This is a genomic window from Rothia sp. P5764 (genome assembly GCF_048512965.1).
Lineage (GTDB): Bacteria > Actinomycetota > Actinomycetes > Actinomycetales > Micrococcaceae > Rothia.
Genome location: NZ_JBLXXQ010000005.1, coordinates 95,155 through 119,499, shown reverse-complemented (window position 1 = coordinate 119,499; position 24,345 = coordinate 95,155). Strand labels below are relative to the sequence as shown.

Genomic DNA, 24,345 nt, shown 5'->3' with positions numbered 1-24,345 from the left:
TAGATGAGGTCCGGTCTAGGCACCGGATTGGTTTTAAGTGCATGAGTCTGCCCTCTGGGGGAAGACCGTATAGATAGGCAACTCGGGTCTTTTTGTCTTAAGGGGCCAGGGCAAACCGCACACATACCAGTAAGGTTCACTCGTGAATAATTCACAAATGGGTGAGAAAATTCTTGAAGGCCTGGGCGGCCCCGAGAACATCTCGCACTTTACCCACTGCGCTACCCGCTTGCGCGTGACTCCCAAGTCCAATAGCGCTATTGACCGCACCAAGATTGAGAACATCCCCGGTGTTCTTTCCATCATTGAGCAGTCCGGCCAGACCCAGGTCGTGCTCGGCGATAAGGTCGAGTCTGTCTACAACGAGATGCTCAAGCTCCCCGGCATGGGCACCGTTGGCGAGGGCAAGGGCGAGGCTGACCCCAACCAGAAGAAGGCCGGCGTTCTGACCCGCGTCTTCGATGTGCTCTCAGACTCCTTCCGCCCCATCCTGTGGGCTCTGCTGGGCACCTCCATGATCTTGACCCTGATCGTCTTCCTCCAGCAGTTCGGCTACTTCGGCCAGTACACTGACCTCACCGGCAAGATGGTTAACATTGATATTGTTAACGGTCCCCGCCTGGCTGACCCCGATGCCGCCGCCGCTATGCTAGACGAGTGGCGCGCAACCTTCCCCTTCTGGTTCATCCTCATGGCAGCCTCGCTGTCGGTTCTGCAGTTCATGCCCATCATGATTGGCGCCACCGCCGCTAAGCGCCTGGGCGCTAACATGTGGGTTGGTGCAGCTATCCCCGCCGCCCTCATGACCGGCACCTTCCAGGGCTTTAACAACATCGCCGTTGATGGCGTTGTCAACGTCCCCTTCCTGGGCCTGGATCTCCCCCTTTACGTTATGAACTACACCGGCCAGATCTTCCCGCCGCTCTTCGCCGCAGCTCTGCTGGCACCCCTAGAGCGCTTCCTCAAGAAGATTATCCCCACCATGCTGCACATGGTCTTCGTGCCCATGATTTCTGTTATGGTTCTGGTCCCCCTGACCGCCTTCCTGATTGGCCCCATCGGCATTAAGTTCGCTCTTGCTATCTCCGATATCATCGGTAACGTCAACGAGGTTGCTCCCTGGTTGGTCGGTGGCCTGATTGCTGGTCTCTACCTCTTCATGGTGCCCCTGGGTCTGCACTGGCCTCTGAACGCCATCATGATTAATAACCTGCAGACCACCGGTACCGACTTCATCCAGTCCCCCATGGGTGCTTACAACTTCGCTGTTTTCGGCCTGGTTACCGGTGTTGCTATCCGCGCCAAGCACAATAGGGAACTGCGTCAGACCGCGACCGGTGCCGCTGTATCCGGTCTGCTCGGTGGTATCTCTGAGCCTTCCCTCTACGGTGTTGTTCTGCGCTACAAGCGTGTCTTCCCCCTCATCCTGGTTCCCGCTATCATCGGTGGCGCAACCATCTCGGCGCTGGGTGTTAAGTCCTACGCTTTTGCTTTCACCTCACTGATCTCGCTGCCTGCTATGCAGCCCACCCACCTGTACGCTATCGGTCTGGCTATTGCCTTCTTTGGTGCTATGGCAGGCGTACTGGTCTTCGGTTACGAGTCCAAGCCCAAGGCCGGCGAAACCTCCACTGAGGAAAAGGCTGAGCAGCGGGCTTCAGCCGCCGCTCCTGCTACTGCCGGCGCTAGCGCAGGTGCAGCTGCCGTTGCTGGTGCTGCAACCGGCGCCTCAGCTGCTACCCCCTGGTCCAACGACCAAGCAGAGGCTCAGGCTCCTGCCGCTGGTACCGTCCTGACCCTGGCTTCTCCCCTGGAAGGTCAGGCTGTGGCTCTGTCCGAGACCCCGGATCCTATCTTCGCCGCAGAGAAGCTGGGTAAGGGTGCCGCTATTATCCCCAGCGGTAACACCGTCATAGCTCCTGCCGCAGGTAAGGTATCCGTTACCATGCCTTCTGGCCATGCTGTTGGCCTCAAGCTGGATAACGGCATTGAGCTCCTCATTCACCTTGGTATCGACACCGTTAACCTCAACGGTGAAGGCTTCGATGTCAAGGTCGAAAAGGGCCAGCGTGTTGCTCCCGGCGACATCCTGATGACCTTTGACCCTCAGGTCATTCAGAACGCCGGTTACTCACTGGTGACTCCCATTCTGGTCACCAACACCAACCGCTTTGCCGAGGTTGAAGGAACTACCGGCAGCGTTCAGCCCGGTAGCGAACTGCTGAAGGTCACTACCAAGTAGTCCTCCACTGGCTGTTAGAAAGCCCCGCCCCTCTCTGAGAGGGGCGGGGCTTTTCTGTGGTGGGTGTCAGATTTGCTTGCCCTAGCTTCCCGCAGCTGGCGCCCCCGAGCTGGCGGAAGTTTTTTCGGCTGGTTCTGCCCTTGATAGGGCTAAAAACCCCAAGGCACTCTCACTGGCCAGCCCGGCGCATCAGCACCCACCGGCAGACCCCACCCAATAGACAAGCTACCGGTGCAGTTACCCACCGGTGATAGCCCCACCGAAGACGGGTTCTAGAATAGGGGCATGTTTACCGTGAAACCCTTTTATGAGCTGACTCTTGATGAGCTCAACGAGATTTACCTGCTCCGCGGGCTGGTCTTTGTGGTCGGCCAAAAGATTACCGAAGAAAACGAGATCGACCGCGCCGACCGTCACGCCTTCCATCTCTACCAGGCAACAGAAGAAGGCGAAGTACTGGCCTACCTGCGTATGCTTGACCTGTCTACCTACTCCGATGGCAGCCACCCCGCAGACCCTACTGCTTGGACACTTGGCCGGGTTGCTGTCCACCCCCGCGTCCGCGGCACCGGTCTGGGCAAAAAGCTCCTCGCTCAGGCCCTCACCTGGCTAGAAGAGAATACGGAGGCCGAACGAGTTGTGATCAGCGCCCAGGCCTACCTCAAAGATGGTTACTACGGGCCAGCCGGCTTTAAAGAGGTAGGTTCCCCCTACCTCGAAGCTGGGATCGAGCATATTCAGATGGTCCGCTCGCTAGGTGATTAGGCCCGCCGGGAGAGCCTAGCTCAGCGCCAACATATCAGCATGCTGAGGGGGTCCGAAGCCAGCCGCCACAGCTTACCAATAATTTATTTTCATGTAGAGCCCTGCATAAAGATGATTGGTTCTTCCTCTAGTTTTCAGGGGACTGTCAAAACTTTTTTGACTTTTTATGAAAGTTTTTCAGCCAAAGGAGGGTTCAGGTGGCGGGTGCCCTAAGAAGTAGCCTAATATATAGAGTACAGGTTTTGTGACTCACCACACCCCATCCCTCTGGTTGGTGCTAGACCGGCTCAGGCCGGGCTAAGTGTGGGCCACAAGCCACCGAATTTTTCCCCTTCACACGAGGAGACGCCAATGCGTACAACCCGTATCTCATCAGCGCTCGGCCTATCAGCCGTTGCCGCACTCGCCCTTTCGGCCTGCGCCGGATCATCAAACACCGCCGGTGGTGGTTCAGGTTCATCGGGTGATAAGTCTGTATCCATTGCGATCACTAACGTGTTCTCGTCCCTCAACATTGGAACCGCCACGGGTAACACTGACACCAACGCCATTGTTGCTACCATGACCAACACCGGTTTCTACACCATCACCGATGAGCTCAAGGTCCGCCACAATGACTGGTTCGGCAGCTACGAGAAGAAGGATGACGGCGACGGCATCAAGGTCGAGTACACCGTCAACGAGGGCCAGAAGTGGTCCGACGGCAACGAGATCGACAAGGGTGACCTGCTGCTGGCTTGGGCTTCTCAGTCAGGTTACTTTGACGGTGAAGGCGAAGACGCCGTTAGCTACTTTGAGTACGCCGGTGACACCCAGGGCCTCAAGGAAGCCGGTAAGCCCACCCTCAGTGAAGACGGCCGCTCCATTACCTTCAACTACCCCCAGGCCTTTGCTGACTGGGAGATTGCCTACGACATCGGCAAGCCCGCTCACGTGGTAGCTGAACTGGCTGGCATGGACGAAGAAACCCTGGTTCAGACCCTGGAAACCGCCACCCCCGGCGAGGAGAACGAAAACCTCCGCAAGATTGCTGATGCCTGGAAAACTAAGTTTGACACCACCACCATGCCCAGCAACAAGGCCCTGACCGTGGGTAACGGCCCCTACCTGGTGACCGGTGTTCAGGAGAACCAGTCAGTTACCCTGACCGCCAATCCCGAATACCAGGGCGAGACCAAGCCCGCCATCAACGAGGTTATCCTCAAGGTTCTGCCCGATGCCGCTGGCCAGGTACAGGCCCTGCAGAACGGCGACGTCAACGCTGTTGCCCCCCAGGCCTCCATCGACACCGTCAGCCAGCTAGAAAACCTGGAGAACGTTGTCACCGAGACCCAGCCCGACCAGTCCTACGATCACCTGGACCTGAACATGAAGGAAGGCTCCCCCTTCGCCGATGAGAACGTGCGCAAGGCCTTCTTGCTGACCGTTCCCCGCCAGGACATCGTCAACAAGCTCATTAAGCCCATGGACGATAAGGCTGAGGTTCTCAACTCCCAGCTCTACGTAGTTTCGGATGCCGATAACTACAAGAAGACTGTGGAGAGCAACAACTCCGACATGTACCCCCTGGATGATATGGACGCCAATATCGCCAAGGCCAAGGAACTGCTGGACGGTAAGACCCCCACCATCCGCATTCTCTACAACTCCAAGAACTCCAACCGCGTGAACTCCTTCCAGATGATTAAGGAATCCGCGGAGAAGGCTGGCTTCAAGGTAGAGGACGCCGGTAGCGAGCAGTGGGGCACCCTGCTTCCCGGTGGTGACTACGAGGCCTCCATCTTCGGCTGGGTATCCCCCGGTGTAGGTAACAGCACCTTGGGCCAGATCTTCAAGACAGGCTCTTCATCCAACTTCAACAGCTACTCCAACGCCAGCGTGGATGCTTCTGCTGATCAGATCATGAAGACCACCGATGAAGCTAAGATCAACGAGCTCAAGATGTCTGCCGATGCCGAAACCTTCAAGGACGGCTACGGTCTGCCCCTCTTCCAGTCCATTGCTGTTACCTCCTACAGCGACTTCCTGAGCGGGGTCAAGCCTAAGGCAGGCGCTCAGCCCCTGACCTGGAACATTGAAGAATGGGATATTGCTAACTAGTAGCTAGCAAATGCTCAGCTCACGCCACAGTGGCTGAACTTCTTAGCCCTGTAGCTTGTTCCCCGGCGCGGACGCTCAAGCAGCGTCCGCGCCTTCTGGCTATTGAGTTAGGCTGGCAACCCCAGCACCTCTAACTCCCCAACCCACCAGGAACCTATCATGCTCATGTACTCCGTGAGGCGCTTGATTACCGCGGTTTTCATTCTCTTTGGTGCCTCCTTTCTGATCTATAACCTCGTAGCTATTGCCGGTGATCCCCTTGAAGAGCTACGAGTCTCCACCTCCCCCAATAAAGAGGCCCTGATTGCCCAGCGCATTGCGGCCCTCGACCTGGACACCCCAGCCCCTCTGCGTTACTTCAAGTGGCTAGGTGGTGTGCTGGGTTGCTTTGCCGGTAAGTGTGACTTCGGGCAGAACCTGGCTGGTACCCCGGTCACCCAGTTGCTCTCTAACGCCGTCTACCAGACCCTGACCCTGGTGCTTGCCGCAACAATTCTGGCTATCCTGATCGGTGTCTGCCTGGGTATTGTCTCGGCTCTGCGCCAGTACTCCGGGCTGGATTACACCGTTACTTTCGCCAGCTTTCTCTTCTTCTCCCTGCCCTCCTTCTGGATCGCAGTTCTGCTCAAGGAATTCCTGGCCATTGGTTTTAACGACTTCCTGCGAAACCCCGTGGTAACTATTCCCACCACCCTGCTGATCTCGGCCCTAGCCGGCCTCTTCTGGTATGCGGCCTCCTTCGGCAAGCAAAAGACCCGCTACCTCATGGGTCTGGTGGGCTTCACCCTCACCGCTGGGGCCATCATCTTTGTGTCTGCCACCCACTGGTTCCTGACCCCCTTCCTGGGGATCCCCTTCATTCTTCCCCTGGGCCTGGTTGCCGCCCTGACCTTCACCGTTTTGGTCTCCGGCCTGCGCAACCGCCGTGCCCTGGGAGCTGGCCTGAGCATGGTGGTAGTCGGTCTTGTGGCCTACTTCCCCATTCAAGGTCTGCTGGCGCAAGCTACCTTGCTGATGGTCGTCATCGTCACGGCAGCCTTTATGGCCCTGGGTGTCATTCTGGGCCTGGGCTGGGGTGGCTACGACAAGGGCCAGGGGGCCCGTGTGGGTATGCTCACCGGCCTAGCTATGGCGCTGCTGATTATCGCAGACCGCTTCATGCAGGCCTGGCCCAGCTACCTCAACAGCGGCCGTATCAAGGGTCGCCCTATCCCAACGGCTAACGCCTCCACCCCTAACTTGCAGGGTGACTTCTGGATCCATGGGATTGACACCATGACCCATATCCTCCTGCCCACTATCGCCCTGACGCTGATTTCCTTGGCATCGTACTCCAGGTACTCACGTGCCTCTATGTTGGAGATCATGAACCAGGACTACATCCGCACGGCTCGCGCCAAGGGTGTCTCCGAACGTTCCGTGGTCATGAAGCACGCCTTCCGCAACGCGCTGATCCCCCTAGCAACCATTATCGCTATGGATATTGGGTCGATTATCGGTGGTGCAGCTATCACCGAACGCATCTTCGCTTTCAAGGGTATGGGTACCCTCTTCTTGGACGCGCTGGCCCAAACGGACCCCAACCCCGTCATGGGTGTCTTCTTGCTGACAGGCATCATGGCACTGACCTTTAACCTGGTTGCTGACCTTCTCTACTCAGCACTTGATCCGCGCGTGAGGGTGAAAGCATAATGAGCACCAACGAAACCACCAACAAGGGCTCGGTCGCAGAGCCCACCACCGAAACCACCGCTATGCGGGCCCTAGAGACCAACGTGGACATCCGGGCCCAGGAGTCGGTGGGTAAAACCCAGGGGCAGATTGTCCGAAAGCGCTTCCGCCAGAACACCGGTGCCGTTATCTCCCTGGTTCTCCTGGGGCTGATCCTGTTACTGGCTGTCACCTCCATTGGGGTGGGCCCGGTGCCCGGCTGGTGGGGCTACAATTACACCGAAATGAACCCATCCGTCAACGGGGCCGCCCCTAACGCCCAGCACTGGTTCGGCCAGGACGCTACCGGCCGCGACCTCTTTGCCATGACCATGCGCGGTGTTCAAAATACCTTCTTAGTGGTTACCCTCATTACCGCCATCGCGGCCTTCCTGGGGGTACTCTTTGGGGGCCTGGCAGGTTACTACCGGGGCTGGGTTGAAACCCTGATCATGCGTTTTACCGACATGGTGATCATCATCCCCCTGATCCTGCTGACCGCCGTACTGGGTAAGCTAGCCGGTAGCTACTTTAACGGTATTTGGAATACCATCATGTTCGGTGTAGTGGTGGGCTTGCTCTTCTGGGCTTCCCTGGCCCGTCTGGTGCGCGCCGAGTTCCTCTCCCTGCGTGAACGCGAATTCGTTGATGCCGCCCGTCTAGCGGGCGCCTCTGATTTGCGGATCATCTTTAAGCACATTCTGCCCAACGCTATTGGTGTAGTAACCGTGAATGTGTCCCTGATGATGAGTACGGCCATCCTGACCGAAACCGCCCTCTCCTACCTGGGCTTCGGCATTAAAGCGCCGGACTGGTCGCTGGGGTCACTGATTTCAGCTAACCAGTCAGCTTTCTCAACCCGCCCCTGGCTCTTCTGGTTCCCCGGGCTTTTCATCCTGGTAATCTCACTGGCTATCAACTTTGTGGGTGATGGTCTGCGAGATGCCTTTGATCCTCGCCAGAAGAAGTTCAACCCCAAGAAAGCCACCGAGCGTACCGCCCACTCTGCGGAGAACGGTGTGGGGGTAAGCGGTCAGACAGCTCCGGCTGAGGCAGGCCTAGCACGGACCAGCCTGGATGCTGAGCTCACCCAGCAGGGCTCAGGCCCCTCGGAGACCGTCGGCCCTGACGCTCCCGGTTCCGGTACGCCCGGTGCTGGTAAAATCTGAGGCTCAGTAGCCAGCCCCGGTAGCTTTGAGAACCGTGGCGGTGGCTGAACAAGCAGCCACCGCCGCCCATAAACCTATAGAGAAAAGCAGACCCCTCCTAGCTAAAGGAAGAGCCCTACCACAGTCAAGAAGACCAGGGCGCCGCAGGTGAGGATCCCCCGCACATCAAGGGCGGATATCTGAACCGGCTCAACACCGTCAAGGGCACCGTCTTCTACCTGCTCCTGCCAGTAGCCCCGAATCATCAGGGCCAGGGCGCCTGCCGCTGAGTTCGGTAAATCCGAAGTCCGCACAGCAGAGCCGACAGCGTAGGTGATTGCGGGAAGATTGCGTAAGTCCTGACGGTGAGCCGTGAGGGAGGCAAGCATACCGTTGGCGGGCACCCCGAAGGCCTGATAGCGCTTAGTGGCTGTCACCAGGGTCAGGTGGTACCTGGTTGAGATATCAATCAGGGCCGCGTAGTTAACGGTATGGTTCACAAAAGGGTTGCGCACGGTAATTGCGTCTTGGTCAACAAGGACATCCGAGCGGCCCAGCAGGTACCAGATGGCGTAGGCTATCAGCAGTGCACCCCACCCCTGCTTGAGAAGGGCTAAGGGGCCGCCGCTGTAGGCCAAAGCCAGCAGGACGCTAAGAGCAACAAGGCCCGCACACCAGGTGTAGAGGGCAGCTGTCTTGGTCCGAAAACGTACCGGGGGGTTCTGCAAATACTGAGACTTCATAGTCTTTAGATTCTCTCAGATAAAAACCGCTCTACAAGATAAAACTCCTTAACCAAACCTAAGAGTTGGGAAAACTAGTGAATACTCCAGTAACTCAGCAGACCGCTAGCCCGGTGCTTGAAGTTCGTGACCTCAGCGTCGACTTCGGTGTCGAACGCAAGTGGGTTCCCGCCGCCATTAACCTCAGCTACGAGGTTCATGCCGGTGAGGTACTCGCTATTGTGGGTGAATCAGGCTCCGGTAAGTCCGTCTCCTCTATGGGTATGATCGGCCTGCTCCCCAAGAACGCCCGGGTCACTGGATCCGTTAAGCTCAACGGCCGTGAACTGATTGGGCTCTCTAATACCGACTTGCTCAGCGTGCGCGGTGAAGAGGTCGCGGTCATCTTCCAGGAACCTATGACCGCTATGAACCCGGTCATGACCGTGGGGGATCAGATTATTGAGACCCTCCGAATTCACAAGGACATCTCACCCGCTCAGGCTAAAGACGAAGCTCTTAAAATGCTTGAGCTGGTGGAGATGCCTGACCCGGTCAAGGCCTTTAATTCCTACCCGCACCAGATGTCCGGTGGGCAGCGCCAGCGCGCTATGATCGCCCAGTCACTGTCCACCAACCCCAAGCTCCTGATTGCCGATGAGCCCACTACGGCACTGGATGTGACCGTGCAGGCTGAGATTCTTCAGCTCATGCGTAACTTGCAGAAGAAGCTCAACTCAGCAATTATTCTGATTACTCACGACATGGGTGTTGTTGCTGACCTGGCTGATCGGGTAGCGGTTATGCGCCGAGGGGAGATTGTGGAGACCGGTGAAATCCACGATATCTTCAATAACCCCCAGCACGAGTACACCAAGGCTCTGCTAGGCTCGGTGCTCCACCTGGGCGGTGATGAGATTGATGTGAACGCAGCCATTGACGATGCCGCTGAAGGCCAGCGCCCGCCAACGGCTGTCATCAACCAGGTACTCCCCCCGCCCAAGGCAGATGGTGAGGTTATCCTGGAGCTTAAGAACGTTGCCCTGGAATACCCCAAGCAGGGTCGGGTTGGTCCCTTCCGAGCGGTTACCGACGCTAACCTTCAGATCCGGGCCGGTGAGGTGCTGGGTCTGGTGGGTGAGTCCGGCTCCGGTAAGTCCACCATTGGCCGCGCTACCGTGGGATTCTTGCAGGTTGCCGAGGGTGAGCTGAACGTTTGTGGTGTTGATATGCGCAAACCCAGCCGTAAGGACCTGGCCCAGGTGCGTAAGGATGTTGGCATGGTCTTCCAGGATCCTTCTTCTTCCTTGAACCCCCGACTGCCCATTGGTGAATCTATTGGGGAGCCTATGATGCTGGCCGGTGAGGCCAAGGGCGATGCCCTACAGAAGCGGATTGAGGAGCTACTCGACCGGGTTGAGTTGCCCCGCTCTTACCGTAACCGTTACCCGCATGAGCTCTCGGGCGGGCAGAAACAGCGTGTGGGTATTGCCCGTGCGCTGTCGCTCAAGCCTAAGCTCCTGATCGCCGATGAGCCGACCAGTGCCTTGGATGTGTCTGTGCAGGCTCGTGTGCTGGAACTCTTCCAGGAGCTTCAGCAGGAGATGGGCTTCGCCTGCCTCTTTGTGACCCACGACCTGGCTGTTATTGACGCTCTGGCCGACCGTATTGCGGTCATGCGCCGAGGGGAGATTGTAGAGCAGGGGACGCGTGAGCAGATCCTGCGCCACCCCAAACAGGCCTATACTCAACGTCTGCTGGCTGCTGTTCCCCTACCTGATCCCGATGCTCAGGCCCAGCGCCGTGAGCTTCGCGCCAAGCTACTGGAAGAAACAGGGCCGGTCGTTAGCTAGAACGGATCTTTAGACACGTTCAGAGATAAGGCCGCTCCACCCATGACGGGTGGAGCGGCCTTATTCTATGAGCTTTGGAGAGCAAGGCTCAGCCCGCAGGCGGTGTGAGCCTTAGCTGGCTCGGCGGGGCTGGCGTTAAGGGGTGCTAATGGGAGCACCACCTACGGGCGTGTAAAACCGTGTGAGCCTTAGCAGGCGAAAGGGGCTGGGAGGCCTGGCGCTGAGGCCTAGAAGGGCAGGTAACTAGTTCATCTTGTTGCGCCAGTTAGCGGTCTTGCCTGCTCGCTGGTCGCGCAGAGCTTGCAGGTTCTGAGCGATCAAAGGCTCCGGTTCCACAGGGCGACCACCAGCGGAGTGAGGAGTAATAACCAGGTTCTTGGCATCCCAGAGCGGATCGGCAGGATCAAGAGGTTCCTCTTCCACAACATCCAGGGCCGCACCGGCAATAGAACCGGTTTTAAGGGCCTGAATGAGAGCGCCCTGGTCCAGGGTGGGGCCACGGCCCACATTGATCACATAGGCACGTTCCGGCAGCTGAGCTAGGCGGGCGGCATCCAAAGCCTTCTGGGTTTCTTCCGAGTTAGGCAGAATCATGACCAGGATGTCGGTGGTGGGTAGAACCCTGTCGATGTCTTCAGTAGCAAGAACCGGGAAGCCCTCGCGTTCCCCTGCGCTACGGGCTACACCGGTGACATTGGCACCGAAGGCCTGGAAGAGACGGGCGGTTGCGGTGCCGATGGAGCCAAAGCCCCAGATGGTGACGTTGGCGCCGAGTAAGGTGGTGACCTGGTGGGCAGGGTGTAGCTCCTGGGGGCCACCCAGCTCACCGGCCCAATGCTTCTGAGCCTGATGCTCAGCCAGGGTGGGCAGGAAACGCACAAAGTTGAGGGCCAGCGCTAGGGTATGCTCAGCAACGGTTTTTGAGTGCAGGCCGCTACCGGAGGCAATGACAGCTTCGGGGCGGAAACCTGCGGCGCGGGCCTGGTCGGGGCCAGCCAGGAGCGCCTGAACCAGCTCTACCTTGTGGAGGTTGGTTGCCGCGTCTTTGAGCTGGTCGTTGGTGTTGCCCCAGGCGATCAGTACGTCGGCGTCGTAGTTCTCGGGGGAGATATTTGCGGCGGGGTCGTAGCTGATGAGCTGGTCCTGGGCGGTCAGGCCTAGGAGCTCTTCCTTGAGGCGAATGGAAGTGGGGGCAAGTATTTTCATGAGGTGCTCCTTTGATCCGGGGTTAGGGGGTGCCCTGTGAGGGCGGGTCTGTTGGTGTGTCTTCGCGCAGTAGGTGGCGGAAGGTTGATACGGCTTCTCTGATGAGGGTATCTCGTTGGGGGCCGTCCGGTATGCCTTGGGTGAGGTCAATGTAGCGCAGCAGAGCGGAGGTAATGCAGAGGGCAGCTTGAACGTTGTGCTCCCTGAGCGGGGTGGGTGAACCACAGGGCCGGTAGATGAAGGGGCCCTTGCGGCCCTGCTGGGAGAAAGCCTGCCAGTCCACTGAGCGCAGGAAGTCAGCCAGAACGTTCTCGCAGGCTAGGTGGTGGGTGCGCATGCGGAAGCGGAGTTCCGGGTAGGTATCTAGGAGTAGCCTCAGCTGGGGGTAGCTGGGGCCGTCTATGGAAGTCACCAGTATGTCAACCAGTAGGTGAGCGATCCGCTCAAAAATGTAGAGCTCCTTCCTGGTCTGGTCCTGTTCTAGTATCTGGTCGGTCAGAACCGGTGGGCGTAGCCCCAGGACGGCGTCCTCCTTGGCCGCGAAATAGTTGAAGAGGGTGCGGGGGCTGACGCCAGCTTTCTGGGCGATTTCGTCGGTGGTGGCTGCTTTGAAGCCTTTATCAGCGACCAGGTCAAGAGCCGCTCCATGTATGGCGGCGTGGGTGCGTTGGCGCCGCCTTTGGCGGGCGGAGGGAGCTGGCCTTGTTTCCTGCGCAGAGGTGTTCACTCCCCTTAGTCTAGTGCAGGGCCCGCTCGGAGCCTACCCCAAGGGTTCCAGCCTGTGATTCCGCTGGCCACCGTATCTTAGCCGGTAGACTGGGAGGGTGAATCTTGGTCTGCCCTTCCTCAATATCACCAACCTGCCGGACTGGCTTTCGGTGTCCTTAGTAGTTTTTGATCTCATCATCCGCCTAACCGTCATCTTTTGGTTGCCCTATAACCGTAAGCCGGTGGTCGCGCTGGGCTGGCTGATGGCTATTTTCTACATACCCTATGTGGGGCTACTTGCCTTCCTCATTTTTGGTTCTAACCTGGTCCCTAAGCATCGTCTGAGCCGGCAACGCACCATGAACAGGATCATTAAGGACGCTATTGAGGGCGATCAGGCGGTCCTGGGTCATGCTACTCTTTCGGAGCCGGCTCGGGTGGCTGCCAAGCTCAACTACAAGCTGGGGGCCCTTCCCCTGATTGGGGGCAACAGTTTTGAGCTACGCCACCACAACAATGAATCCATCCAGGAGTTAGCTGAACATATTGATAGAGCCCGGACCTACGTTCACCTAGAGTTTTATATCGCCGGGTTAGATGCCACGACTGAGCCTCTCTGGGAGGCGCTGATTAGGGCCCACCAGCGGGGGGTTGCTGTCCGCATCCTCATTGATCATATTGGTTCCCGTAAGTACCCGCGCTGGCGGGAGCTTCAAGAGCGGCTTACTCAGGCGGGGGTCCCTTGGCATCTGATGTTGCCCTTGAAACCCTGGAAGGGGCAGTGGCAGCGCCCTGACCTACGTAATCACCGAAAGATTGTGGTGATTGATGGGCAGCTTGCTTTCTCCGGCTCCCAAAACGCTATCGACCGCACCTATAACCTCAAGAAGAACCTGCAGAAGGGGCTGGAATGGAAAGACCTGTGCTTCTTCTGCACCGGCCCCGTTGTGCACGAGCTTAATGCTGTTTTTGTTTCTGACTGGTACGCAGAAACTAAGGAGCTACTGCTCAACGAGATTGATGCGGATATCGAGGCCCAGGATAATGCGAGCCTGGACGCCCAACCGCCCCTGGCGCAGATAGTGCCCTCAGGGCCGGGCTATGAGACCGAAAATAATCTGCGCCTGATTAACCACCTGATTTACAACGCGGAGGAGCGAATCATTATCTGCTCCCCCTACTTTGTGCCCGAGTCAACGCTTTTGCAGGCGCTCACCAATATGGCGCTCTCCGGTATCGAGGTAACCCTGATTGTCTGCGAAAAGGGAGACCAGTTTCTGCCCATTATGGGCCAGCGTTCCTACTATGAGGAACTGCTACGGGCCGGTGTTAATATTCAGCAGTACCCTGGGCCAACCGTTCTGCACTCCAAGTTCATGATCGTGGACCAGGAGATCACTTTCATTGGGTCGTCAAATATGGACCCGCGCTCTTTTGCCTTGAACTTTGAGGTCTCAACTTTCATTGTTAGCTCGGATATGGTCAAGGAGTTGGAGCAGGTGGCCCACGAGTATATCGCTGTGTGTAAGAAGTTACGCTATGACGAGTGGATTTACCGGCCATTGCGCCATAAGGTGACAGAGAATCTTTGCCGCTTGTGGAGTGCCCTGCTCTAGGGCTTGTGAGGAGGAGAGTCAGATTTTGTGCTCTTAGCCTTGGTGGTGAGGGCGACCTGTGTAGGGCTTGCCGGCCCTACACAGCACAGGGTCTGTCTGAGTGCAGAGGCCTAGCCGGTTAGTCTCGAATAGGAAAACCCTCCAGCTCCACAGCACGAGCCTCATAATGACCCACATACAAATAACTCACCCGAAACCGCAACCGCTCACCCCGATGACGATTCAACTCATCAGCCAAATCCTGCCCACTATCGAAACCCTCATTCTGCATCATTACGAACACAAGCAGCCCACACTCCTCAGTCTCAGTATTAACACTTTGACGCGAACCAGCAGACCGCAAACCACCCCCACCACTAGTAGCCTCAGCACCCACAACAGTACAATCAACCGTCCGATAAAAATACATATCACCAAAGTAATAAGCAAAAACAACAACCCAAAAAGTCCACACACACCGCACAAAAATCTTACGCCCTCGAGGACCTAAACTACCAGCCCCAGACTTACCACCACGGTCTTGATCAAAAACAGCCACACAAACCACCTCTCCAACTACCCACGAGCCTAATCAAACCCCAGCAACAGACCGCGCTTGGGTTGGTCTCTATCTACCCGCCCCAACCTAAAATTTCCGCTAATTCTTTTATTTTCTATCTCCGAGCAGGTTTGAACAAGCCCACCCTCCTACACTTACTCTCTAGCATCCGTGAATGACGTGTAATACGATTAAGGTATGACTATAGAAACAAAAGCACGAAAAGGGTTCACCTTCCGCCCCTCCCACGATGTACGCCAACGCCTAGAAAACCTAGCCCACCAGACTAACCGCCCCGTCTCCTTCTATATCAACACCCTACTCGAAGAGCACCTGGCAGAAATAGAACACGCCTTTACCCTGAAAGCCGATGCTGAAGCGGTACGCTCAGGTAAGCAAAAAACCTACAGCCTGGCAGAAGCTCGCGCGGAACTTGACCTGTGAGCAAGACCTGGAGAATAGAGCTGACCCCTCGGATCCTCAAACAGCTCAAAAAGCTGGATAAGCCAGTTGCCCAGCGTATTGTAGACCAGCTAGAGAAGCTGGAAATCTCTGAGTACCCGCAGGAGCACTGTAAGGCTTTGATCGGTAACTACTCAGGACTGTGGCGTTACCGTGTGGGGTCTTACCGAGTGATTTTGGATATTGACCAAGGTGCCTTGGTGCTTCTGGCCTTAGAGGTAGGGCATCGTTCTAGTATTTATCGGTAGAACTTAGCGTGGGAGGGCTCTATCCCCCGCCTGTATGAGTAGCACCTTGCCCGCTCCTCTATCCAAGAGGGTCTTTGACTCCGAATATGGGATATCACCTTCGGCCAAGATTACTGACATCCAGTTAGAAACAACTTTGCGCGTCAAACACAGAAGGAGTTGCTGAGTCTAGTCTGTTAGCACAGACCCGCCCCATCGCAAGAGCACGAGCTAAGGCCACATTTTTCAGTTCCTAGTAGCACGCGCACCCCGGGAAACGCCCTCCCCTGGCGTAAACGCACACCTCAAACCTATCTAGCCAGGTTATCGGCTACTACGGTGGCCATTGCCCAAAAAAAATAATTGATCACATTTCCTGCCGCTACCGCCTTGGTGAATACACCGCCCAATCCACCTACCAGGAGATAGCCCAGCACCACCATCATCAAACCCAGCAAAAACAAAAGACGGCGGCGCCCCCATGCACCCAAACCGAACACACAAGAACACCGCCACCAGATATCAAACAATAAGCCAGGGGGCCTACCGGCCCAAATCAAGACCCTCAACACCAACAATAAGCGTGTCAGAAAAAGGCGCCTGCCAATACCCCACATCCACCGCCACCCGCTGACCAGCAAGAACATCAATACGCTCAGCAACCTCAGCACGCGTCAACCCATGACGCTCACCCACATAACGCATCCCCGGACAATCAGAAGCCTCCACATACACATAACTATTACCCGAATACGACTTAGACCGACTCTCCCCCTTAGCCGCACCCACAATCGTGCACTGCACCGGATGATTAAAAGCACGGTTAAAGGGCGTAGAAACAAGCACAGTAGCAACCCCATAAACTATCGGTCCACCTACCACCAGCAAAAAAAGCCAAGCACGAATACGCTCACTCCGGCTAACAGGCTTCTTACCCTCCACAGACTCACTCACCAGAACCCTCCCTCACATTCTCAACCATAGCCCCCACAGACGCCTGCACACCCGAAGCGCCAGAACCCAACAACCCTAGATCCCGCACAGCACCACCATAATCAAACCCACCACCAGACTTCACATCAAAAGACACCGACTTCAAAGACTCCACCGGACGACTCGACGAAGCACCACCCTTAGCCATCTCCTTCAAACCAGCAGCAATCGCATCGTCCCTATGCCAGCCGGGGCCTTCATAATCCTTCCCCTGATACGACTCAAACTGAGCAGAATACGTCATCGGAGCACCCGAATACGAGGTCACACCATTCACAAAATTACCAGCAGCATCCGACATAGCAGAACGCCCCTTAGCCGCAACACCCTCAGCCGCATCCAAACCAACCTTTTGGAAAGCCCGATCAAATCCCTTAGACACAGGCCTCGGCACCAAAGCATTCGACGCAGCAGGAACACCCCACGCCTGCGCCAAACCATCAGCAGTCACATGATGACCGTCCGTAACATACGTCAACGTAGTATCCACACCAGCCTCAACATAAGCACCCACCATCTCCTTAGCCCCACCATAACCAAGCTTCTGACCAAAACCCGCAACCTTCTGCGGAACACCAGAAAGACCACGAGCAGCATTACTCCACGCCGCCTGCGCCTGGCCATAACGAGAAGCCAAACTATTACCCAAACGACTACCCCAACTAGCAGCCTCATCAGCACGAGCACCAATCTGAGCTGCACGCCCAGCCATAGCCCTCACACTAGAACCAAACACCGAAGAACCCAACTTCGTCACAAGACCAGCAACACCAGCGCCAACACCACCAGCAATACCACCAATAGAAGCGCTCAAAGCAACCTTCTTCCAGTCAATAGGCTCACCACTTAACCACTGCGAACCCAACTCAACACCACCAGAAATAAGCATCCCCGTCAAAATGCCCCAGCCAACCGGCCCAGAAACAGCCAAAGCAGCCACACCAACAGCAGCAACACCCAAAGCAATCCAACCAGCATTATCCCGGGCAAAATCAGCAAGCCCCTTGCCCATACGCTCCAAAGCACGCCCAGAAGTATTCTCGCGATACTCCTTAAACTGCGCAGCACTCATCGGCGAAGTACCCCAAGGATCCACCAAGGCGCTCGGTGCATTACCCACAAACGAATACACATTCGCGCCCCAACCAGCACCCACAGGCGACACCACAGGATCAGGGCTCATGAACCCACGAGAAACAGGGTCATAAGCGCGAGCCCCTAGAACCTCGAGCCCAGCAACCTGCACAGAACCCGCAGCAGTCACACCACCGGCCACACCAGAACTAAACTCAGAAACCACCGGCGAAACACCAAACGGGTCCACACCGCGAGCACCCAACAAATCCACACCAACACCGGTAGCCAACGACACCGGCGCACCAGCGGTACCCAACACAGTAGGCACACTAGCGGCCAGATCCCACACCAGCTCACACGGTGCAGAACCATCAGCACCAGCGACACCGGTAGTCTGGCTCAAAGCGTCATTCCACAAGCGCACCACCGGGGCACCATCATCACTCACCTGCGCCAACAAACCAACCGGTGAAAACGCAAAATCACGCACAGAACCATCAGCACGCCGATGCTGAACACGACGGCCCAAACCGTCATAGATGAACTCAGAAACCCCAGCCTCAGAGTCATCAAGTCGTACCAGTTGCCCAGCAGCATCGTAAGTGTACTCACGGGTAACACCAGCAGCAGTTACCTCACGGGTCAAGAAACCAGCATCGTTATACACAAAAGAATGAGTACCCGCGCCAGAAACAACACCGGTGAGCTGGTGCGCATCATCATAGGTAAACAGACGAAGCCCATCAGCACCTTGCCCGCCCTACAAAAATAATGACATAGACCGTTCACCTACAAAGACTCAATCCCCATACCTATCCAATCTGAAGGGAAAAGCCGAACAAGACCAATACGAAATTTATAGGTTTCACCAACATGAATCTTCTGAGCAAACTCCGCTATACTCCCCTCACCCTCTGGGGTACTTCTAAAGGTAATAAGCGGACATTCCTCAGATTCCACATATAAAATATCATCGTTCGCAATAATTCCGCCACCATTTGAAAAAATCGTCTCCACTCGGGCATCTTTCACGGTGCATGTTTCTGTTGTGTATAGAAATCTATTACCAAACATATAAGCCGCAAAATAAGCACAAAAAATAATTGATAATACGAAGATTATATTCCTTCTCTTCTCAGACTTTTTCTCTCTTTCTACCCAATATTCCAAGCTCTTCTTATCCACAGATTTCTTCATAATTTTCTGCATCAATCCCGAAATTCAAAAAACACTATTTAAGGTACGGAGCAATTCTACTGACACTCTCAATAGGGGACAGCACATAATCCGTAGCTTTCAAAGCTCCTTCTTTCACCGTTGTCCCCACCGGGCGGAGCACAGGAGGAGCAGATTTTGAGACACTCTTAAGCGCACCGTTACCCGCGCCTTTAACAAATCCGTCCATAACCCCCTTAATATTTTTCTCACCATACTGTTCAGGCGGTGCACTTAAATAAACCCCTGCAGAATTAACACCACCGGAAAGAGAATCACTTACCAAATTCGTAGCAGCATTCTTAACAACACTCTTCTCAGCAAACTTCTCAACCGGAGCAAAACCAGGAACCCACTGATTTGCCTTAAACCTAGCACCCAGACCAGCAGTCCCCCCACCCCAGAAAGCACCAGCACCAAAAGATTGAACCGCGCCTAATACCGTATGATCACCATCAGAGTTTAGATAGTTAGCCGTATTCGAAAACGCACCCGAAGCCGCACCAGAAATAGTCTCACGCCCCACGGCAGAGACAGCTGGAGTAAACTTTCCAGGAACCTGTGTAGCCGCAGAACCTAATCTGGCAGAAGCATACCTCAAAACATGACCGGCTGACGTATTTCCCAAAATATTAGAGGCCTTCATCCCCATAGAGCCGAATGACGATGCAACGGCGCTACCGCCTACTTTCAGAACCTGAGAAACTCCACCACCTATAGCACCAGTGACCCCACCAATGAGACCAGATTTGAGAACCTTTCCCCAGTTAACACGGCCATTAGAATCTTTCTGGATAGCAACCCCAGCGCCAAAGGCAGCTCCACTAAGTGCCCCAAGAATAATGATAGCTGCAGGCCCAGTGGCGAGAGCAGCAGCAATGGTTAAAGCAACACCGCCAATCATCAGCCCTGTTTTGATAGCATCAGCATGCTCATTAGCCCAATTCTCAAGCCCCTTACCCAAACGCTCCAAAGCACGCCCAGAAACATCCTCACGATACTCCTTAAACTGCGCAGCACTCATCGGCGAAGTACCCCAAGGATCCACCAAGGCGCTCGGTGCATTACCCACAAACGAATACACATTCGCACCCCAACCAGCACCCACAGGCGACGCCACAGGATCAGGGCTCAAAAACCCACGAGAAACCGCATCATACGAACGAACCCCCAGAACCTCCACACCAGCAACCTGCACAGAACCCGCAACCGTCACACCACCAGCAATACCAGAACCAAACCCAGAAACCACCGGCGAAACACCAAACGGATCCACACCGCGAGCACCCAACAGATCCACACCAACACCGGCAGCCAAAGACACCGGCGCACCGCCGGTACCCAACACAGTAGGCACACTAGCGGCCAGATCCCACACCAGCTCACACGGCGCAGAGCCATCAGCACCAACAACACCAGCGCTCTGGCTCAAAGCATCATTCCACAAACGCACCACCGGGGCACCATCATCACTCACCTGCGCCAACAAACCAACCGGTGAAAACGCAAAATCACGCACCGAACCATCAGCACGCCGATGCTGAACACGACGACCCAAACCGTCATAGATGAACTCGGAGACCCCAGCCTCAGAATCCACAAGGCGCACCAACTGCCCAGCAGCATCATAAGAATACTCACGGGTAACACCTGCAGCAGTTACCTCACGGGTCAAGAAGCCAGCATCGTTATACACAAAGGAGTGGGTGCCCGCACTAGAAACAACACCGGTGAGCTGGTGCGCATCATCATAGGTAAATAGACGAAGCCCATCAGCACTATCATCCACACCGATGACCAAGCCCTCAGCACTGTAATAGGTAGTCCGGGTGACCTGTTCGCCGCTTGCGGTAGTGCTCTGCTCAACAGAAGCCCAGCCACCATCAGCCTGATAAGCAGCCTGGCCTGCATCAGTGCCATCACCCTGACTCTCAACCCCATCAGAAACCCGAACCGCAGTGGGTACCACATCAAAAGAACGCAACACAGCGCCCGCCTGATCAGTCACCCGCGACAAACGCCCGCCCTGATCATAGTGATAGAACACCGATTCACCGCTGGCACCACGCACCAGAGAAGTAAGCAACCCGGTGCCCTCATCGTAGGAGTACTCGGTAAGAACACCATCAACGTCAACGGTCCGGCGGCCACCGTCAGGGGTGTAGGAAATACGCACACTATGCCCATCCCCTACAAGCCCACCGCGGGTAGAGTGTTCTGCCAAACGGCCCAAACGGTCAGCAACCAAAGTGTGCACCACCGGTGCGCCCTGGCCCTCATCAGCCAAAGAAACCCCATACCCGGTGTAATCAAAAACCCGAGTCGTACGAGAAACCGCATCACGCTCAACACGCGAAAGCAACTGAGCATTAAAACGGGTAGTCGCCAACATACCGGCACCATCGTAGGTGTACTCCAACCGATCCCCATCAGGGCTGGTAGTACCCACCAAACGGCCTGCCTTATCGTACCGAGCAGTAGTAACCCTACCCAGAGCATCACGACTAGAAACAAGCTGACCGGCAACATCATAGGTAAAGGTACTCACCGCACCGGTAGGATCAGTGACCGAAGCGACCTGACCATCGGGGGTATAGGTATAACGGGTTTTACCGCCTAAACCGTTGGTAGCGCAGATGAGCTGACCGGCAGCATCATAGGCAAAACGACGGATACCAAACTTCAAATCAGCAGCGTAGGTCAAACGGCCACACGCATCGTAAGCATAACGAGCTGTACTGCTATTGGTCCGCTGAACAATCACGCGAGAGGCAGCATCGTAGGTCAGCTCTTCACGCTCACCGGCAGAAGTTGAACGCACGACCACACGAGAATCCGCGTCGTACTCCAAAGTAGTTACCACACCGGTCGGCTCGGTCATGGTCTCAGGGCGGCCACACGCATCGTAGGTGAAAGTGGTTACCCGGCCCTCAGGGCTGGTAATAGAGGTAATCTGCCCGCGAGCATCACGCCCAATCAGGGTCAGGTTGCCCTCCGCATCCAGAACCTCAACCACGTTACCCGCGGCATCGTGGGTGTAGATTTCCTCGGACCCGTCAGCACCCGTTTCCTTGACCAAACGGCCGTAAGAATCATAGTGAGAAGTGTAGGTGCCAAACGCATCCTTCACCTGAGCAATACCGGCCTGACGCTTCTGATCAACCGTAGTGCGCACACCGGTCGGATCAACCAGGGCGGCCAGCTCACCGTTAACATCGAACTCCCGCAACCACTTGTTCCCCAGCGGGTCAATAGCGGCGGTAGCCTGCATCAGCTCATCGTACTCAAAGCTCCACCGGGCGCCACCAGCCGTCAAGACTGACTTGATATTGCCCATAGCATCAAAAGTCTGGGTGGTTTCACGGCCCAGCGGATCAATCACCTGAGCAACCTCACCAGCACAGTTGTACTCCAGGGTAGTGACTGCACCCAGCGGGTCTGTAACAGTCTTGACCTGCCCACCGGCGCCATAGGTAAAGCGCCAGAGCGCACCGTCAGCATCCTCACGAGCCACAAGCTGGCCAGCCGCATCGTAGGTAAAGGAAGTAGTGTGGCCCAGCGGGGTAACAATCTTAGTCACGCGACCAGCAGAGTCACGTTCAAAACTCACCCGGTTGCCCAGGGCGTTAGTAACCCCCACAATGTCACCAAAAGTATCGTAGGTCAGGGTCATAGCCACACCGGTAGGGCCAACCATAGAGGTCAGAAGTCCCTGTTCCCACACCATCTCGGTGCGCCCACCCAGGGCATCCACCAGAGTGGAGGGGTTGCGGTCAGCACCGCTAGCATCGGCGTACTCGTACGAAACCACTGCACCGCTAGCAGTCACCAAAGTAGTGATACGGTCGTGCTCATCGTACTCGTAGGTAAAATCAGCCCCTTCGGGGGTTACTTCACGGGTCAGCAGACCGCGCTTATTGTAGGCACGGACCGTCATAGAGCCGTCACGTTCGGTAACGGAAACACGGTTATTGAAAGTGTCATAAGCCATGGACTGGCGATTGCCCTGGGCATCAATCATGCCCACCAGACGGCCCTGAGCATCAGAAATCCAAGAGTTAGCGTGCGAGCCGTCCTCATTGGTCACCAGGGTCACGCCATTAGAAAGGTAGGAATACTTACGCACCACGCCGTGCGGGTACTTCTGGGAACGAACCCGGCCCAGGGAATCGTAAAAGTTCTCAACCTCAACGGTGCCGTCTGCCGCAGTGACAGAGCAGATAAGATTCTCCTCATTATGAGCGTAGTAGCGAGTACCCACGGGGGTTGAAACCCCGGTCAGCAAACCTGAGGCACTGTAGAAGTACTCAACACGGGTGCCGTCATGGGACTGGGCGTAAGCAACCCGACCATCGGAATACTCAATGTCAATAAACCGGCCACGCACATGCTGCATGCGGGTAATCTCACCGCTGGCATTACGGGTGGCGGTAACAGCGTCACCGGTAGTAGCACCGTGAGCCAGCCACTCACCGGCAGGGGTAAAAGCCCACCAGGCACCCTGGTTATCGCGGACAACCAAAACCTCAACAGGTGCAGAAGCAAGCTCAACGGGGAGCTGTGAAGCATCCTCCCGGGTCAGCCACAGAGCATGAAGGTGGGCGCGGTCCCAGCCCTCCCCTTGACGCGGGAAAATCAGGTGCTGGCCATCTTCCTTAACCCAGGTAGCGTTCTCATCATTCAAGATCAGGCGCATATCCAGCGGTGAAGACCAGCCCAGGCCAAAAACGCCGATACTGGAATCCCCCGCGTTATACATGCGGGTAAGAGCCAAAGCAGCGGAAGCACCGGTAAAAGCAAGGTCGGTTTCGGGCTCAATAAAGTTACCGGAAGCAGCGTTGACAGGGTCGCCAATATAACCAGCGGCACCCTCAGAACCCTGAATAGTGGGGGTGTCTACTTTGATGCTCTTACGCGACAGCTCTGAGGTATTACCCACCGCAGCTTCGATTGCAGAGTAGGGCACGGACGCAACCGATGCCGGGTCACCGCTGATACGTTCAAGCTCGTCGGCGATCTTGCCGAGCCAAGTCTGTTCTTTCTTATTGGCACCCAGCCAATCAGTGAGAGCCTGAGGAATATTACCTACGTTTATGGGTGCCCAGCTACAGGCGGAAGCGTAGGACTCAACCGCCCGGCTCATGCGACCGGGAGCGTCCTCAAGAGCACCATCAAGTGCCGCGAAATCGCGCACACCGCCATCAATCTCGTTGGGAATGCCAGAGACGGTTGCAGCCCCACCAATCGCCCCTGACGGCGTGTCCTTGGCGGCGGGAGAGGGCGAAGCGACCGGCGGAAGCGAAGGGGAAGGCGGCAACTCTTCCTCAGGGTTAAACCCCAAGAAATCCCTACACTTGTCAACGAATTCCTCCCAGTCGCTCTTCTGGGCATCTTCCATATACTCGTCATAGGCCTCGATGGCGCGATCCATCAAGTAACCGACCTCGCGCATGGCCTTAGAAATTGAGGCTATATCGGTTGCTGCCGTCCCAGTATTAGCCCTGAATACATCAGCATAGGGCCCTCTGAACTCATTCAAAATCTTGTCAGCCGCCGCCGACCGCCTGGTAACCTGACCATCCAAAGCATCTGCAGTAAGAGCGAAAGCGTCCTTGACGCTACGGGCAGTTTCGCGGTTGAAGGGGATGTCCAGAGAGCCCATGAAATACAAATCCTTTTCAGGTTGATTTAATACACCAAGCTGGCTAGCAGTAGCCACAAGTGAAGCAAAAAGTCCGGTCAGCCCAAAGAATGCCTGACCAT

17 protein-coding genes are annotated in these 24,345 nt (G+C 56.0%); 9 read left to right on the top strand and 8 right to left on the bottom strand.

Going from position 1 to position 24,345, the window contains the following annotated elements:
- Positions 1-142: 142 nt before the first annotated feature.
- From ACN08Y_RS08420 to ACN08Y_RS08400, 5 genes are all read left to right on the top strand, one after another.
- A complete protein-coding gene (locus ACN08Y_RS08420) occupies positions 143-2,242 on the top strand; it encodes a glucose PTS transporter subunit IIA (protein ID WP_419112401.1) in 2,100 nt (699 codons plus the stop codon).
- A 285-nt stretch (positions 2,243-2,527) separates the two neighbouring features.
- Positions 2,528-3,007 carry a GNAT family N-acetyltransferase gene (locus ACN08Y_RS08415; RefSeq protein WP_419100369.1) on the top strand — a complete coding sequence of 160 codons (480 nt, stop codon included), beginning with the start codon at positions 2,528-2,530 and terminating at the stop codon, positions 3,005-3,007.
- Positions 3,008-3,358: 351 nt separating this feature from the next.
- The gene (locus ACN08Y_RS08410) at positions 3,359-5,107 is read left to right on the top strand and encodes an ABC transporter substrate-binding protein (protein ID WP_419112400.1); all 1,749 of its coding nucleotides are present in this window, start codon (positions 3,359-3,361) and stop codon (positions 5,105-5,107) included.
- Positions 5,108-5,266: 159 nt separating this feature from the next.
- A complete protein-coding gene (locus ACN08Y_RS08405) occupies positions 5,267-6,799 on the top strand; it encodes an ABC transporter permease (RefSeq protein ID WP_419112399.1) in 1,533 nt (510 codons plus the stop codon).
- Positions 6,799-7,986: an ABC transporter permease gene (locus ACN08Y_RS08400; protein ID WP_419112398.1), complete on the top strand. Its 1,188-nt coding sequence runs from the start codon at positions 6,799-6,801 to the stop codon at positions 7,984-7,986. The genes ACN08Y_RS08405 and ACN08Y_RS08400 overlap by 1 nt, the downstream gene beginning before the upstream one ends.
- Before the next feature lie 101 nt (positions 7,987-8,087).
- On the opposite strand, the gene ACN08Y_RS08395 is transcribed toward ACN08Y_RS08400, so the two are convergent.
- The gene (locus tag ACN08Y_RS08395; RefSeq protein ID WP_419112397.1) at positions 8,088-8,708 is read right to left on the bottom strand and encodes a PH domain-containing protein; all 621 of its coding nucleotides are present in this window, start codon (positions 8,706-8,708) and stop codon (positions 8,088-8,090) included.
- Between the two features lie 77 nt (positions 8,709-8,785).
- Here ACN08Y_RS08395 and ACN08Y_RS08390 point away from each other — a divergent pair, with 77 nt between their 5' ends.
- A complete protein-coding gene (locus tag ACN08Y_RS08390) occupies positions 8,786-10,540 on the top strand; it encodes an ABC transporter ATP-binding protein (RefSeq protein WP_419105229.1) in 1,755 nt (584 codons plus the stop codon).
- Between the two features lie 243 nt (positions 10,541-10,783).
- Here the strand turns inward: ACN08Y_RS08390 and ACN08Y_RS08385 are convergent, their stop codons facing one another.
- Together ACN08Y_RS08385 and ACN08Y_RS08380 are read right to left on the bottom strand one after the other, a co-directional pair.
- Positions 10,784-11,746, bottom strand: coding sequence for an NAD(P)-dependent oxidoreductase (locus ACN08Y_RS08385; protein WP_419111094.1), 963 nt, complete (start codon positions 11,744-11,746; stop codon positions 10,784-10,786).
- A 22-nt stretch (positions 11,747-11,768) separates the two neighbouring features.
- Positions 11,769-12,473, bottom strand: coding sequence for a TetR/AcrR family transcriptional regulator (locus ACN08Y_RS08380; RefSeq protein ID WP_419111095.1), 705 nt, complete (start codon positions 12,471-12,473; stop codon positions 11,769-11,771).
- Between the two features lie 97 nt (positions 12,474-12,570).
- Between ACN08Y_RS08380 and cls the strand changes: the two genes are divergently transcribed.
- A complete protein-coding gene (cls, locus tag ACN08Y_RS08375) occupies positions 12,571-14,070 on the top strand; it encodes a cardiolipin synthase (protein WP_419112396.1) in 1,500 nt (499 codons plus the stop codon).
- A 118-nt stretch (positions 14,071-14,188) separates the two neighbouring features.
- Here the strand turns inward: cls and ACN08Y_RS08370 are convergent, their stop codons facing one another.
- The gene (locus ACN08Y_RS08370) at positions 14,189-14,608 is read right to left on the bottom strand and encodes a hypothetical protein (RefSeq protein ID WP_419112395.1); all 420 of its coding nucleotides are present in this window, start codon (positions 14,606-14,608) and stop codon (positions 14,189-14,191) included.
- Positions 14,609-14,806: 198 nt separating this feature from the next.
- Here ACN08Y_RS08370 and ACN08Y_RS08365 point away from each other — a divergent pair, with 198 nt between their 5' ends.
- Both ACN08Y_RS08365 and ACN08Y_RS08360 read left to right on the top strand, forming a co-directional pair.
- Positions 14,807-15,052: a hypothetical protein gene (locus ACN08Y_RS08365; RefSeq protein ID WP_419111098.1), complete on the top strand. Its 246-nt coding sequence runs from the start codon at positions 14,807-14,809 to the stop codon at positions 15,050-15,052.
- Entirely contained in the window at positions 15,049-15,318 is a 270-nt protein-coding gene (locus tag ACN08Y_RS08360; RefSeq protein WP_419112394.1) for a type II toxin-antitoxin system RelE family toxin, read from the top strand. Before ACN08Y_RS08365 ends, ACN08Y_RS08360 begins: the two co-directional genes overlap by 4 nt.
- Before the next feature lie 522 nt (positions 15,319-15,840).
- Here the strand turns inward: ACN08Y_RS08360 and ACN08Y_RS08355 are convergent.
- The 4 genes from ACN08Y_RS08355 to ACN08Y_RS08340 all read right to left on the bottom strand — a co-directional run bounded on the left by ACN08Y_RS08355 (position 15,841) and on the right by ACN08Y_RS08340 (position 24,244).
- On the bottom strand, positions 15,841-16,251 hold the full coding sequence (locus tag ACN08Y_RS08355) for a hypothetical protein (RefSeq protein WP_419112393.1): 411 nt from the start codon (positions 16,249-16,251) through the stop codon (positions 15,841-15,843).
- On the bottom strand, positions 16,244-18,034 hold the full coding sequence (locus tag ACN08Y_RS08350) for an RHS repeat-associated core domain-containing protein (protein WP_419112392.1): 1,791 nt from the start codon (positions 18,032-18,034) through the stop codon (positions 16,244-16,246). The genes ACN08Y_RS08355 and ACN08Y_RS08350 overlap by 8 nt, the downstream gene beginning before the upstream one ends.
- A 122-nt stretch (positions 18,035-18,156) precedes the next feature.
- Positions 18,157-18,552, bottom strand: coding sequence for a hypothetical protein (locus ACN08Y_RS08345; RefSeq protein ID WP_419112391.1), 396 nt, complete (start codon positions 18,550-18,552; stop codon positions 18,157-18,159).
- A 46-nt stretch (positions 18,553-18,598) separates the two neighbouring features.
- Positions 18,599-24,244 carry a DUF6531 domain-containing protein gene (locus ACN08Y_RS08340; RefSeq protein WP_419112390.1) on the bottom strand — a complete coding sequence of 1,882 codons (5,646 nt, stop codon included), beginning with the start codon at positions 24,242-24,244 and terminating at the stop codon, positions 18,599-18,601.
- Between the last annotated feature and the right edge of the window lie 101 nt (positions 24,245-24,345).

Excerpts from the sequence above, each read along its gene's own strand:
- ACN08Y_RS08400 (WP_419112398.1), top strand. The coding sequence starts at position 6,799 with ATGAGCACCAACGAAACCACCAACAAGGGCTCGGTCGCAGAGCCCACC.
- ACN08Y_RS08340 (WP_419112390.1), bottom strand. The coding sequence starts at position 24,244 with ATGGGCTCTCTGGACATCCCCTTCAACCGCGAAACTGCCCGTAGCGTC.
- ACN08Y_RS08410 (WP_419112400.1), top strand. The coding sequence starts at position 3,359 with ATGCGTACAACCCGTATCTCATCAGCGCTCGGCCTATCAGCCGTTGCC.
- ACN08Y_RS08365 (WP_419111098.1), top strand. The coding sequence starts at position 14,807 with ATGACTATAGAAACAAAAGCACGAAAAGGGTTCACCTTCCGCCCCTCC.
- ACN08Y_RS08395 (WP_419112397.1), bottom strand. The coding sequence starts at position 8,708 with ATGAAGTCTCAGTATTTGCAGAACCCCCCGGTACGTTTTCGGACCAAG.
- ACN08Y_RS08385 (WP_419111094.1), bottom strand. The coding sequence starts at position 11,746 with ATGAAAATACTTGCCCCCACTTCCATTCGCCTCAAGGAAGAGCTCCTA.
- ACN08Y_RS08415 (WP_419100369.1), top strand. The coding sequence starts at position 2,528 with ATGTTTACCGTGAAACCCTTTTATGAGCTGACTCTTGATGAGCTCAAC.
- ACN08Y_RS08405 (WP_419112399.1), top strand. The coding sequence starts at position 5,267 with ATGCTCATGTACTCCGTGAGGCGCTTGATTACCGCGGTTTTCATTCTC.